The sequence below is a fragment of the Faecalicatena orotica genome, assembly GCF_003149245.1.
Taxonomy (GTDB): Bacteria; Bacillota; Clostridia; order Lachnospirales; family Lachnospiraceae; genus Faecalicatena_A; species Faecalicatena_A orotica.
The window spans coordinates 341,602-355,699 of the sequence record NZ_QGDL01000002.1 but is presented as its reverse complement, the minus strand read 5'-3'; the positions used below and the strand labels follow the sequence as shown (position 1 = coordinate 355,699).

Annotated in this window: 13 protein-coding genes and 1 riboswitch; of the genes, 2 read left to right on the top strand and 11 right to left on the bottom strand. The window is 46.7% G+C overall.

Translation table 11 applies throughout. The features are described from left to right. Positions 1–13 precede the first annotated feature (13 nt). Together A8806_RS05430 and A8806_RS05425 are read right to left on the bottom strand one after the other, a co-directional pair. A complete protein-coding gene (locus tag A8806_RS05430) occupies positions 14–814 on the bottom strand; it encodes a tyrosine-protein phosphatase (protein ID WP_109730157.1) in 801 nt (266 codons plus the stop codon). Positions 815–914: 100 nt separating this feature from the next. Beyond that, complete coding sequence (locus A8806_RS05425; protein ID WP_109730156.1) at positions 915–1,583, bottom strand: Crp/Fnr family transcriptional regulator; 669 nt, start codon at positions 1,581–1,583, stop codon at positions 915–917. A gap of 157 nt (positions 1,584–1,740) precedes the next feature. Between A8806_RS05425 and A8806_RS05420 the strand changes: the two genes are divergently transcribed. Then, positions 1,741–2,352, top strand: coding sequence for a 4Fe-4S binding protein (locus tag A8806_RS05420; RefSeq protein ID WP_109730155.1), 612 nt, complete (start codon positions 1,741–1,743; stop codon positions 2,350–2,352). A 58-nt stretch (positions 2,353–2,410) separates the two neighbouring features. Here A8806_RS05420 and A8806_RS05415 read toward each other — a convergent pair whose 3' ends face one another. Beyond that, entirely contained in the window at positions 2,411–3,178 is a 768-nt protein-coding gene (locus A8806_RS05415) for a MerR family transcriptional regulator (RefSeq protein ID WP_109730154.1), read from the bottom strand. A gap of 297 nt (positions 3,179–3,475) precedes the next feature. On the opposite strand from A8806_RS05415, the gene carB reads away from it, so the two are divergent. Further along, on the top strand, positions 3,476–6,700 hold the full coding sequence (gene carB, locus A8806_RS05410) for a carbamoyl-phosphate synthase large subunit (RefSeq protein WP_109730153.1): 3,225 nt from the start codon (positions 3,476–3,478) through the stop codon (positions 6,698–6,700). 313 nt (positions 6,701–7,013) lie between these two features. On the opposite strand, the gene A8806_RS05405 is transcribed toward carB, so the two are convergent. The 8 genes from A8806_RS05405 to thiS form a co-directional block, all read right to left on the bottom strand. Beyond that, a complete protein-coding gene (locus A8806_RS05405; RefSeq protein WP_109730152.1) occupies positions 7,014–7,934 on the bottom strand; it encodes an aldo/keto reductase in 921 nt (306 codons plus the stop codon). Positions 7,935–8,099: 165 nt separating this feature from the next. Then, a complete protein-coding gene (locus A8806_RS05400; RefSeq protein WP_109730151.1) occupies positions 8,100–8,534 on the bottom strand; it encodes a hypothetical protein in 435 nt (144 codons plus the stop codon). A 125-nt stretch (positions 8,535–8,659) separates the two neighbouring features. Continuing rightward, on the bottom strand, positions 8,660–10,042 hold the full coding sequence (locus A8806_RS05395) for an alanine/glycine:cation symporter family protein (RefSeq protein WP_109730150.1): 1,383 nt from the start codon (positions 10,040–10,042) through the stop codon (positions 8,660–8,662). 242 nt (positions 10,043–10,284) lie between these two features. Further along, positions 10,285–10,884 carry a thiamine phosphate synthase gene (locus tag A8806_RS05390; protein WP_109730149.1) on the bottom strand — a complete coding sequence of 200 codons (600 nt, stop codon included), beginning with the start codon at positions 10,882–10,884 and terminating at the stop codon, positions 10,285–10,287. Beyond that, positions 10,877–12,094 carry a 2-iminoacetate synthase ThiH gene (gene thiH / locus A8806_RS05385; RefSeq protein WP_109730148.1) on the bottom strand — a complete coding sequence of 406 codons (1,218 nt, stop codon included), beginning with the start codon at positions 12,092–12,094 and terminating at the stop codon, positions 10,877–10,879. The genes A8806_RS05390 and thiH overlap by 8 nt, the downstream gene beginning before the upstream one ends. A gap of 8 nt (positions 12,095–12,102) precedes the next feature. Then, entirely contained in the window at positions 12,103–12,876 is a 774-nt protein-coding gene (locus A8806_RS05380) for a thiazole synthase (RefSeq protein WP_109730147.1), read from the bottom strand. Then, entirely contained in the window at positions 12,876–13,505 is a 630-nt protein-coding gene (gene thiF / locus A8806_RS05375; protein WP_109730146.1) for a sulfur carrier protein ThiS adenylyltransferase ThiF, read from the bottom strand. The genes A8806_RS05380 and thiF overlap by 1 nt, the downstream gene beginning before the upstream one ends. A 4-nt stretch (positions 13,506–13,509) precedes the next feature. Beyond that, positions 13,510–13,707 carry a sulfur carrier protein ThiS gene (thiS, locus tag A8806_RS05370; protein WP_109730145.1) on the bottom strand — a complete coding sequence of 66 codons (198 nt, stop codon included), beginning with the start codon at positions 13,705–13,707 and terminating at the stop codon, positions 13,510–13,512. A 176-nt stretch (positions 13,708–13,883) separates the two neighbouring features. Then, positions 13,884–13,990: riboswitch (TPP riboswitch) on the bottom strand. Positions 13,991–14,098 lie beyond the last annotated feature (108 nt).

The following is a 14,098-nucleotide window of genomic DNA, read 5'->3' as shown; positions in this document are numbered from 1 at the left end:
AAGTAACAGTCTGTCATTTTTCGAGATATTTATCCCGGAGTTTTTGTTTATTATCAACAGAAAGCCCAAGCTGGTTTTCCAGATAAGCATCCATCGACCCGTAGTTTTTATCAATCGTATCCAGTGCTTTTTCCAGATATGCCTGTTCTGCCCCGGCCATTGACTTCGCCGCTTTTACGGCCTCTTCTGGGAGCCCTTTGCTTCGGATAAACTGTTCTAACTGCTCAATGTTTTCGCGGTAATACTGGTTCGTAAGTATGTAGTCTTCCAGAATTGTTTCCCTGTCTACGCCCAATGCAGACAAAATCAATACAGAACCAAATCCCGCCCTGTCTTTTCCTGCTGTACAATGCCACAGAATGGCTCCCTCCCCATGATTGAGAAGGACCTCAAAAAAGTTAGAATATCCTTTCTGTGATACCGGGCTTAGTGCAATATCTACATACATATTCTCCATCGCACCGCTCGTAATGAACCCCATCACCTTTTCCAGCGGAAACGCACCTCCTGCCGCAGCCGCCGCCATTCCCTGATTCTCTTTCGCTGATTCGTCAAGAATACCAAAGTGGTAGCTGCACACACCCTCAATCTCAGGGTCAGGCGCCGCCTCTCTCTCAAATGTTGTCCTGAAATCTACCACTTCCGTCAGGTGATATACATTCTTCAGACGGTCCAGATCCCCTTCTTTAGCATCCGCCAATTTTCCCGTGCGCAGCAGTACGTCCTTTTTAATGCGCCTTGAATCCGCCCCGGTATAGCCGCCGAGCTGTCTGGCATTGCCGATACCGGTAAGGCCTATTGATTTTAAATCCATACCTGCCTCCTGTTTTTACATCATACTTTTTTCGTGCTTTTTGAAAAAAGCACACTCTGTTTTATATTATAGCCTGTTTTCACGTGTTGTACAAGAAGCGTTACTCTTCGGACCGGGTTTCCAGCCTAAACTGATTTTTCTTATACGTCAGCAGCCCATCCTTCTGCATTCTGGACAGTTCCGCCGACAAGGCGCTTCGTTCCACTGACAGATAGTCGGCCAGCTGCTGCCGGTTGAATGGTATCACCACACTTTGTCCTCCCTGGCGCAGGGCCTCCTGTGACAAATAGGACAAAAGCCTCTCCCTGATCGTTTTCGGTGTAATATGATTGATCTTCTGCGTCAGATTCAGGTTCTTCGACGCCATGATCGTCACCAGATTCCTAATCAGACGCTGATGGTGGCTGCACGAGGAAGCACATGTGCTCATAACCTTCCATACATCCAGAAACAGGACTTCCGATGGCCTGACCGCAATCACATCCGCGAACATCGGCTCTTCAGATATACAGGCATAAGTCTCCGCAAACACCTCCCCCGGCATTATATTCCCGATAATGTTCTGGTTCCCCCACACATCTGTCCTCACAATGTGAATCCCGCCTGACAGCAGCAGTCCCATTTTGTGTATGGCCTGCCCCGCATGAAAGATGGTGTACTCCTTCGGAAAAGATTTTTCCTGCGCCCCCAGGCACCCCAGCATCTCTTCTGCCTCCTGCTTTGTGCATCCCTTAAATAATTCTGTATCCGCAATAAACTGATAATCCATTTTTTTCACCTATACAATCTTTTTCTAATTTCGTTGTTTTAACAACATGATTATATTTTAAAGTATAGTACAATACGTATATCAAGTCAAAGTCCTGCATCAGACTGTGGGTATGAATGCTTGTAGAAATGCTTGTAGAAAACCAGGAGGATTCAAAATGATACGAAAAATTATAGAAATCAACGAAGAAAAGTGTAACGGCTGCGGTCTGTGTGCCGAAGCCTGTCACGAAGGTGCAATCGAAATGGTTGACGGCAAAGCCCGTCTCATGAGGGACGATTATTGTGACGGACTGGGGGACTGCCTTCCGGTCTGCCCCGCCAATGCCATCAGTTTTGTAGAGCGCAAGGCCGCTGCCTATGATGCCGATGCTGTAAAAAAGCATCAGGAAGAAAAAACGGATGGCCAGCTGCGTCAATGGCCGGTACAGATCAGGCTTGCCCCTGTCACAGCCCCTTATTTTGAAGATGCGAAGCTTCTGATTGCTGCCGACTGCACCGCCTACGCTTATGCAAACTTCCACAAAGATTTCATGCGCGGGAAAATCACACTGGTGGGCTGTCCGAAACTTGACGCGGTGGATTATGCAGAAAAACTGACCGAAATCCTGACCCATAACCATTTTCAGAGTGTCACCGTCGCACGCATGGAAGTCCCTTGCTGCGGCGGACTTGAGCAGGCTGTGAAAACTGCGCTGATTAACAGTAAAAAAATGATCCCGTGGCAGGTTGTCACATTCACTACCGATGGAAAAATACTGGATGTATAAATAAACACCCCGAAAAGGGAATGCGCTTCTTATGTGAAGGCATCCCCTTTTTCATACCCTATGACAATTTTGCGGCCCAGTATTCAACTGCTGCCTTTAAGAATCCTGCACAGCCCGGTACGTCACTGTCATAATATTTCGTAAACCGTTCATCTGCCGTGTACATCTGCACCACACCAATATGTGCCTGTACGGAATATTTCTTCCAGATCATACACAGCCATTCCTTATGAAGCCCGGCAATTCTTTTTCCTGCTTCGCTCTCGGGTTCTTCCTCAGTCCGTACGGCCGCATTCAAACTTTCACAAATCTCTTTTTCCAGCCTCTGAAAGTCTTCATATTCCTCTTCTGTCATATTCAACAGTTTCTGATTTGATCCATCCACTTCTGCATCCCCGTATCTGCTTCTGATCTCCTGACCATAAGCCTCCTCGTTTTTCATAACAGCATCCCTTTTGAATGCTTCGAATTTTTCCTGATTGCTCATCGTAATTTCTCCCTTCATTGACGAGATCGTCTTCTTCACGGCAGTTATCATACTGTTGATCCTAAGCTGCTGTTTTTCAAGCTCCTCAAGATGTTCATGGAGAGCATCCATGATATCGAAATTGTCACCATACAGAATCTCTGCAATCTGTTCCAGCTTAAGCCCGCGTTCACGGTAAAATAAAATCTGCTGCAGCAGCTCCAGTTCCCGCTCCCCGTAGTAACGGTATCCCGATTCCCGGACACCTGCCGGCTTCAATAATCCGATGCTGTCGTAGTAACGCAGGGTACGTGCACTGATACCCGCGATTTCCGATACCTGTCTGATACTGTATTCCATAAGTCTTACCTCCTGCCGTAATTCGAATATACCAGTTGACGCAGCGTCAAAGTCAAGTGGGGATTTATATTTTTATTTTGTATTTCAGGATAAGTGATCCTGTTTCTTCTATATTTATTATATCTGCTTATTAAGAATTATTACAGGCCTTTATATGCTTTTCATATTTAGACATTTTTTTACAATATACGCTCATCTTCGCGATAATTTTCTTTACTTCCACTGCCCTTGTCTACTATAATGTTATTTGACAGGTTATGCCAATTCATAAATTTAAAATAAATAGGAGGACAAAGTATGTCACAGAGAACAGACATTCACAAAGTACTTATCATCGGGTCAGGCCCGATCATCATCGGGCAGGCATGTGAGTTTGACTACTCCGGCACCCAGGCTTGTAAGGCACTCAGAAATTTAGGTTATGAAATCGTTTTGGTGAACTCCAATCCCGCGACTATTATGACGGACCCGGAAACAGCAGATGTTACCTACATCGAACCGCTGAACGTGGAGAGACTGGAACAGATTATCGCAAAGGAACGTCCTGACGCGCTGCTCCCGAACCTTGGCGGCCAGTCCGGACTGAATTTATGTTCGGAGCTTGCTTCGGCAGGTATTCTGGAAAAATACGACGTAGAGGTTATCGGTGTTCAGGTAGATGCCATTGAACGCGGGGAAGACCGTATCGAATTTAAAAAAGCCATGAATGAACTTGGTATCGAAATGGCAAGAAGTGAAGTTGCCTATACCGTTGAGGAAGCACTTGCAATCGCTGACGAACTTGGATACCCGGTTGTTCTGCGCCCCGCATACACGATGGGCGGCGCCGGCGGCGGACTTGTTTATAACAGGGATGAATTAAGGACCGTATGTGCACGCGGTCTCCAGGCCAGCCTTGTCGGACAAGTACTGGTGGAAGAATCGATCCTTGGCTGGGAAGAGCTGGAGCTTGAGATTGTCCGCGACAAAGATAACAACATGATCACCGTCTGCTTCATCGAAAACATCGACCCGCTCGGAGTGCATACCGGTGATTCCTTCTGTTCCGCGCCGATGCTGACAATCTCTGAAGAGTGCCAGAAACGTCTTCAGGAACAGGCCTACAAGATCGTGGAATCCGTACAGGTAATCGGCGGTACAAACGTACAGTTTGCACACGATCCGGTGAGCGACAGAATCATCGTCATTGAAATTAACCCGAGAACCTCACGTTCCTCCGCCCTTGCTTCCAAAGCAACTGGTTTCCCAATCGCACTTGTCTCCGCTATGCTTGCTACCGGACTGACCTTAAAAGATATCCCGTGCGGCAAATACGGTACCCTGGATAAGTACGTTCCTGACGGAGATTATGTAGTCATCAAATTCGCACGCTGGGCATTTGAAAAGTTCAAAGGCGTCGAGGACAAACTCGGGACACAGATGCGTGCAGTCGGTGAAGTTATGAGCATCGGAAAGACATATAAAGAAGCTTTCCAGAAAGCAATCCGCAGTCTGGAAACCGGACGTTACGGACTTGGCTATGCAAAAGACTTCGCTTCCAAAACAAAAGAAGAACTCCTCCATCTCCTGATCACGCCATCCAGCGAGCGCCATTTCATTATGTATGAGGCACTCCGTAAGGGTGCATCTGTGGAAGAAATCCACGGGATCACAAAAGTGAAGGAATGGTTCATTACACAGATGAAAGAACTGGTTGAGGAAGAGGAAGCTGTCGCAAAAGAAAAAGGACACCTCCCTTCAGATGAACTGCTGGCTTCCGCAAAGAAAGACGGATTCTCCGATAAATATTTAAGCCAGATTCTGGAGATTCCGGAAGATGATATCAGAAACCGCCGCATTGAGATCGGCGTGGAAGAGGCATGGGAAGGCGTTCACGTTAGCGGCACACCGGACAGTGCTTACTACTACTCCACCTACAATGCAGAAGATAAAAACCCGGTAAACGAAGACAAGCCGAAGATCATGATTCTGGGCGGAGGTCCAAACCGTATCGGACAGGGAATCGAGTTCGATTACTGCTGTGTACATGCATCACTTGCATTAAAGAAACTTGGCTTTGAGACGATTATCGTAAACTGCAACCCGGAAACAGTTTCCACAGACTACGATACCTCAGACAAGCTTTACTTCGAGCCTCTGACTCTGGAAGACGTCTTAAGTATCTATAAGAAAGAAAAACCGGTCGGTGTCATCGCGCAGTTTGGCGGGCAGACACCACTGAACCTTGCGGCAGACCTAGAAAAGAACGGCGTGAAGATTCTGGGAACCGCACCGTCTGTCATCGACCTTGCAGAAGACCGTGACCTGTTCCGTGCAATGATGGAAAAACTGGAAATCCCGATGCCGGAATCCGGAATGGCTGTTAACGTAGACGAAGCAATCAATATCGCAAAGGAAATCGGCTACCCGGTTATGGTTCGCCCGTCCTATGTATTAGGCGGACGTGGAATGGAAGTTGTGTATGATGATGAAAGTATGTCCAACTACATGCAGACTGCGGTAGGCGTTACACCTGACCGCCCGATCCTGATCGACCGTTTCCTGAATCACGCAATGGAGTGTGAAGCAGATGCAATCAGTGACGGAACACATGCATTCGTTCCTGCAGTTATGGAGCATATCGAGCTTGCCGGCGTACACTCCGGTGACTCCGCATGTATCATCCCTTCTGTACACATTTCAGAAGAAAATGTAAAAACGATCAAAGAATATACAAGAAAAATTGCAGAAGAAATGCATGTCAAGGGCCTCATGAACATGCAGTACGCAATCGAGAATGGAAAAGTATATGTACTGGAGGCTAACCCACGTGCATCCAGAACCGTGCCGCTTGTATCCAAGGTCTGCAACATCCGCATGGTGCCGCTCGCTACCGACATTATCACTTCCGAAATTACAGGAAGACCGTCTCCGGTGCCGTCATTAAAGGAACAGAACATCCCGAACTACGGTGTCAAAGAGGCCGTATTCCCGTTCAACATGTTCCAGGAAGTAGACCCGGTACTCGGACCTGAAATGCGTTCCACAGGAGAAGTGTTAGGACTCTCTGCCTCCTACGGTGAAGCCTTCTACAAGGCTCAGGAAGCAACCCAGACAAAACTCCCGCTGTCAGGAACTGTACTGATCTCCGTAAGCCGCAAGGACAAACCAGAAGTTGTAGAGATCGCAAAAAGCTTTGCTGAAGACGGATTTAAAATTGTAGCGACAGGAACGACCTACGACCTGATCCGTGAAAACGGAATCGAAGCTGAGAAAGTAAAGAAACTCTACGAAGGCAGACCAAACATCCTGGACCTGATCACCAACGGAAAGATAGACCTCATCGTCAACACACCGGTAGGAAAAGACAGCGCCCACGATGACAGTTACTTAAGAAAAGCAGCAATCAAAGGAAAAATCCCATACATGACCACAATGGCAGCCGCAAGAGCCACAGCCAAAGGAATCAAGTACGTGAAAGAACACGGCAACGGGGATGTAAAATCCTTACAGGAACTGCACAGCGAAATCACAGATAAATAGGAATCATTTCTCATTTGAGTCACTACCTTCCGATTCGAATAAAGCAGCCCGGAGTAACCGGGGAAGAGGCTTATGGGAATGCGTCTTTTGATGATTAGCAGCCCTAAATGAAAACGAGCGGGAAATGAAGGCTGAAATCAGGCTTACAAAGCCTGATTTCAAGCCGGCCTACAGAGTAAACGCATCCAGCGTTTACTCGCATGCCGGCGGTGCCGCCATTTCCCGCTCGTTTTCATATAGGGCTGCTTTTCGTCAAAACCCGTATTCCCATAAGCCCCTTCCCCGGTTACGCCGGGCGGACTCTATTCGAAACCTAAGGCAGTATATGCCCCGCACTCAAATAAATCTGATACCACTCTTCCCGCGTCAGGTTTATTTCGCTTCCCTGTGCGATCTCTTCCAGCCTGTTCAGGTTGGTTGTCCCTGCGATCATCTGAACATGGGCCGGATGTCTTAATATCCATGCTGTTGCTATTGTAGTTGGTGTGGCATCATAACGCTCAGCCAGATCCTCCAGCTGCTGGTTCAGTTCCGGATACTTGCTGCTGCCGATAAACACGCCTTCAAAGAATCCATACTGGAATGGTGACCATGCCTGAATCGTCATATCTTTCAGCCTGCAGTAGTCCAGAACACTGCCGTCACGGTCTACTGCCCCGTCTGTCAGCATGTTCACTTCCAGACCGTTGGCGATCATATTGGAAAATGGAATACTCATCTGAAGCTGGTCTGTCACAATGTCCTGCTTGACATACTTCTTCAGCAATTCTATCTGCATCGGCTTGTGATTCGATACACCAAAGTTTCTGACCTTCCCTGATGCGTTTAGAAGGTCAAATGCTTCCGCAACCTCCTCTGGCTCTACAAGGGCATCCGGACGGTGGAGCACCAGAACATCCAGAAAATCTGTGTTCAGTCTTTTCAGGCTGTTTTCTACGGATTTAATAATATGTTCCTTGGAAAAGTCATACATAACACCAGGCACGATTCCGCATTTGGACTGGAGGATAATATCCTCGCGTCTGAACTCTGTATGTTCAAATGCTTCTGCAAACAGCGTCTCACATTTTCCGCTGCCGTAAATATCTGCATGTTCAAAGAAGTTCATGCCAAGTTCCATGCATTTATTGATATAATTCTCCAGGCCTTCCTCATCCAGAGCATTAATTCTCATGCATCCCGCCGCGATTACCGGAACTTCCAGACTGCTGGTTCCCAATGTCATTCTCTTCATCTCTTGTATCCTCCTGCATAATAATCGACTTCATTATAGTATCAAAATAAGGAAAAGACCCAACGTAGTCCGCTTGATAAAGTGGCATGTTGGGTTTTCGTTTCTATTATTATATGCTTACCAAAATAGCTTCGTCAAGAGCTTTCAGGGAAATCAGAGACGAAGCTACAAAAACGGCTTCATATCCTTCATGAAATCTTCAAGGGCTTTGACTAATTTTTTTGCTATGGACTTCGCCGGTTCTTCCGCCTCCGTATTGCTGTTGAGGGCCTCGCTAATTGATTTGATTCCCATGCTGCAGCCATCTATCATGAGTTTTGCCACCTCTCTGCGGTTACCCTTGACCATAAGTTTCATCTCTGTCGTCATCCAGGAAAAGGCTTCCGCCATTATGGGTGGTTCTTTTTCGGGTTCCCCGCATTTACGGAGCTGCTGTACGGTTTCTTCGTCCAGCCTCTTGTATTTTTCATCATAATGCCCGATTACTTTCTCCAATTCTGCATCTTCCGTGATGAACTTCCTGACCTGTTCGATGCTGTCGATTCCCATTTTACAGCCTTTGCTGCATTCATTCAATAGTTTTACCGTCTGTTCTCCCACACATAATACCTTCTTTCATTTTTTCTTTAGTGTGGGCTTTTTTTGTAAAAATATTCCTCTTCTTGTAAGATCAATTCTGTTGAAAAACGAAAAAGCGTGAGACCTTTCGATCTCACGCAGGGTAGTTATTTCTTTAATTTGTTCTTTCTGAAGTTATTATAGTAGTCGTCATGTACGCTCTTAACTACCTTACTTAAGAATACAAGGCCGATGATATTCGGAATAACCATCATACTGTTAAAGCAGTCTGCCATATCCCATACAAGGCTTACCTTTGCAACAGAACCAAGTACTACACATACACATACCAGAACTGTGTAAATCTTTACGGCTTTCGGTCCGAATAAGTATTTTATATTTGCTTCTCCAAAGAAATACCATCCAATAATGGTAGAGAATGCAAAGAAGAACATACAAATCGCGATAAAGATTGATCCGAATTTACCGAATACTGCTGTAAATCCTGCCTGTGTCAGCGCTGTTCCTGTTAAAGAACCATCTGGTGTTACCGAGCGTGTTGTGATGATAACAAGTGCTGTTAATGTAAGGATAACGAATGTATCAATGAAGACTCCCATCATTGCTACAAAGCCCTGCTCTGCCGGATGATCTACTTTTGCAATTGCATGTGCATGAGGTGTGGAACCCATACCTGCTTCATTTGAGAACAGTCCACGCGCAACACCTTTCTGCATTGCTCTCTGGATTGTTGCCCCAAGTACACCGCCGCCGATTGCCTGAGGAGCAAATGCACCTACAAAGATTTCTTCAAATGCAAGCGGAATATTCTTGAAGTTAGCAAAAATTACGATAAGTGAACCAATGATATAGAACAATGCCATAATTGGTACGACTTTTTCTGTTACAGAAGCGATACGTTTGATACCTCCTGCAAAAATCAGGAATGCAAGGATGGCAACAATCACGCCTACGATAACAGGATTGATACCAAATGCTCCGTTGAATGCGTCTCCGATGGAGTTGGCCTGTACCGCATTTCCCATGAAGCCTAATGCAAAAATAATTAAAACTGCAAAGATCCCGGCAAGTATCTTACCGAACATATTGTTGTTAAAGGCTGCCTTTATGTAGTATACCGGACCGCCGGTAACCACGCCGTCTTTTCCGACAACTTTGTACTTCTGTGCCATCATGGCCTCTGCATAGATCGTTGCCATTCCAAAGAATGCGCTGACCCACATCCAGAAGATCGCTCCCGGACCTCCGACTGCAATTGCTGTTGCCGCTCCTGCCAGGTTACCTGTACCTACCTGTGCAGCAATTGCTGTTGCCAGTGCCTGGAAAGATGACATACCGTCTGCCCCGGCTGCTCCCTGCTTTTTGAACAGGCCCCCAAATGTCCGGTTCCAGCCCTCTTTGAACCCTCTGATCTGAACAAATCCCAGTCTGACTGTAAACCAGACTCCTGCTCCGACGAGTACTACGATCAATAAATAGCTCGTCAGAAAATCATTCACCTTTACAACAATTTCTCCCAATGCTTCCAATGGCTGATCCCCCTGTTCTTAGATTATAGTGTGATTCTATAAATCTATTTATTTTACCTATTCACTAAAATAATATAGTATATTTGCCAACAATTCAATATGTGGAATTGCACAGAATTTATAAAAATTTAATAGAAATTTTATTAGTGAAATTTTTAACGGAGTCCTTTGATTTTACGGGGGTTTCCAACATTTTTGACATTTTTTTGTCTAATAATTACAAAAATAAATTTTGTGCACTTTTACCATTGCATACATTCTGACATCACACATATGCCTGCTGCGCCGCATAAAACCATACTTTCCACGCATTTTTCCGACGCGCTCATCCCGCCGATCGCGTAGACCGGAATCTTCACGGCTGTGCAGACGGAACGTAAAAAATCTTTCCCACGGGGTGCTGCTCCCGGTTTGCATCCGGTCTCAAAAATATGTCCTGCCGTAAGGTAATCTGCTCCCAGCGCTTCTGCCAGAAGTGCCTCTTCAACGGAATGTACCGAAGCTCCCTTCTTCCTTATATGAACTATTTTTTTCTTAGATACGTGGTGAAGCATCTCATCCTGCAGAAGATTCAGGGGATAATGAATCACATCAATTCCGCATTGTACAGCCGCATATGTATAAGTATGTGCAATGCATTGCACGCCATATCTGAGACAGATTTCCTGCACCTGTGCCAGAAGCCGGGCATACTCATCCACAGGCAAATCTTTTTCTCTGACCAGCACCGCTTTCGGATGCCTGGAGCAGATTCTTTCGATTTGCTCCATGTAAGGGCGGTTACATAAATTTCTGTTTGTAACCGCGATGATATTTTTATAACAATCTTCCCCCCTACACATACAGATAATCCTTCATGACCGGCTGCAGATCCAGATCAAGCAGATCCTGATAGACCTCCTCCACCGAACGCCCGTCCGATATTTCAAACTGGTCATCGCCCTTCTCTTCGATGTCTTCCACGTGTTCGCCGATTCCCGTGCTGACGCCGGCGGAAATCTTCGTGGCCGCAATATTGACAAGATTGTTCCTTACCCGTGCACATTCCCTTGTCGAAACCGTTATGCTCGAATATGGCATAAACAGTCTGTAGGCCGTAACTACCTGAAGGAGCTGCGGTTCATGGACATCCATCGGATTGATCTTCTCGTTATTGATAATCGGGCGCAGCCGCGGGCAGGAAAATGCGATTTCGGCGTGCGGATATTTTCTCTGGAGCAGGCAGGCATGCATTCCCGTCGCAAATGCGTCTTTGCGGAAATCGTCCAGTCCGAGCAGCGCCGCAAAACCAACGCCCCGCATCCCGCCTCTGAGTGCACGCTCCTGTGCATTCAGCCTGTACGGGAAGATTCTCTTATGCCCGGCCAGGTGGAGTGTCTCATATTTTTCTGCATTGTAGGTTTCCTGAAATACTGTCACGTAATCAGCACCGCATTTGTGGAGATAAGCGTATTCATCCGAATTCACGGGATATATCTCCAGACCGATGACGTTAAAATATTTTCGTGCAATTTCACAGGCCTTTCCGATATATTCCACACTGGATTTTGCCCTGCTCTCCCCTGTCAGGATCAGGACTTCCTCAAGCCCGCTTTCTGCAACCGCCTTCATCTCCTTCTCGATCTCTTCCTCGCCAAGCTGTGCCCGGTTAATCTTGTTATGACAGTTAAACCCGCAGTAAATGCAGAAATTTTCACAGTAATTGGCTATGTAGACAGGGGTAAACATATTTACACCGTTTCCGAAATGCTTCCTCGTCTCTATTCTTGCACACTGTGCGAGTTCCTCCAAAAGGGGCAGCGCCGCAGGGGATAGAAGCGCCGCAAAATCCTCCGGTGTGCGGCTGTCGCGTGCCAATGCACGCCGGACATCCGCTTCTGTATACTTGTTGTAATCGTATGTATTCATGGCAGATAATACCTGTTCCTGAATTTCCGATTCGATTACTTCCATCCCCGGGAGATAGGTCATATGGTCGATCCGGTTTTTCTTCTGCCACTCCTTGATTTCAGCATTTAAAATACTTTCATTTACATGATTCTCTTTGCTCATTTCTCCTCCTATTCTGCCAGAAACCCGGTAAGCGGTGATGAGGCGCTTGCCCCCTGGTCCAGTACACGGCCCAGCCCTGAAAGATATGCACTGCGCCCGGCTTCCACTGCCTTTTTAAAGGCTTCGGCCATTGCAGGGATATCTCCGGCAGTCGCGATCGCCGTATTCGCCATGACCGCTGCCGCGCCCATTTCCATTGCTTCACAGGCCTGTGAAGGTTTTCCTATGCCGGCATCCACGATGACCGGAAGGTCAATTTCATTGATCAGAATCTGGATAAACTCTTTTGTACAGAGCCCCTTGTTAGAACCGATCGGTGAACCCAGAGGCATGATACAGGCCGCACCGGCATTTACGAGGTCCCTCGCCGCATTCAGATCCGGGTACATATAAGGCATTACAATAAACCCTTCCTTTGCCAGGATTCCCGTCGCCTTGATTGTCTCGTAATTGTCGGGAAGCAGATACTTGGAATCATGGATCACTTCTATCTTCACGAAATCTCCGCACCCGATTTCTCTGGACAGACGGGCTATCCGCACTGCCTCCTCAGCATTCCGGGCTCCTGAAGTATTCGGAAGGAGCGTTACATTTTCCGGTATGTAATCCAGAATATTTGCCATTCCTCCCTCATTTGCCCGGCGCAGGGCCAGTGTAATAATCTGTGCCCCGGCCTTTTCCACAGCCGCCTGTATCAGTTCCAGTGAATATTTGCCCGAACCTAAGATAAAACGTGATTCAAAACTATGTCCCCCGATGACCAGTGTGTCTTTTCGTTCCATTATTCTTTTCCTCCTATAATCAATTCTGTGATCAGATTTGCTTCATGGGCGGCGCAGAGTGCCACTCTGGGCGCCATCAGCCCATTTCCGGGCGCGGATTCTGCGGTCTCATCCCCGCACAGGTAAAAATGTTCTGTAATCTTCCTCGTATGAATCGCATTGCTGCCGCCATATCCCGCCATGCCGGATGCCGCTACGAGAAACTTGTCCGGAAAATGCTCCAGAATCCCGTTGACCAGCATTGCTTTTGCCTCCGGTTCATCGAACGCCTCACAGACAATATCTTCCTCCTGAAACAGCTCTGTCAGATTCTCCGGCGTCACTTTCACACAATCTGTCCTAATATCCAGATACGGATTGATTTCCTCCAGCTCCTGTTTTAATGCCTCTGTTTTGAACAGGCCGATATGCCGGATAAAATACTGCTGCCGGTTAAGATTGGTGATATCCACCCGGTCAAAATCAATCAGGTGCAGGTGCCCGGCGCCGATCCTTGCCAGCGCAAAGGCCACATTGGAGCCGAGTCCGCCAAGCCCGGCCACCGCCACTTTCGCAGTCTTCAGTTTTTTCTGTATTTCCTCTGTATGCCGCTGGATAAGCGCCGCTTCTATTTCTTCGAATGTCAGCATATAATCAGCCCCCTCCCACAAAACTTACAACCTCGATCGTATCCCCGTCCACCAGACAGACCTCGGAAAAACATCTCTTCGGCACGATATCCCCGTTTCTTTCAACGGCTACACGTTCCGCCGGGTATTCCATTTCCCTAAGCAGGTCCATCACGGTTATTCCGGCCGTAAACATCCTGTCCTTTCCGTTTACTTTCAGCATATCATTTCCTCCTCTCGATCATTTTCATATTTCTTTTATAATGGAAAAAGAGTTCACAAAAGAAATACACCCGCGGTGGTGCACCCCTTCATGAACTCTCATTCACTCTCGTCGGTACTGCTTATGTAATTTAAAGCCAAAAACGCAAAAACGGGAAATGCCTCAGGCACTTCCCGTAATATTACTTACTTCCGTTCCTACGTTGGCATTATCCAAATCAGGTATATGGGTCGAAGTTCACAACTTCCTCTCAGCCTATCTATAAGCTCCCCTGTTCAATTTATGTGTATAAATATACATGATCACAAAATTTTTGTCAAGCTTGAAAAAAGCAAATTCTGTACTTTTTTGCGATTATTTGTTACAATATAGGTCGATAACATAAAGTAGG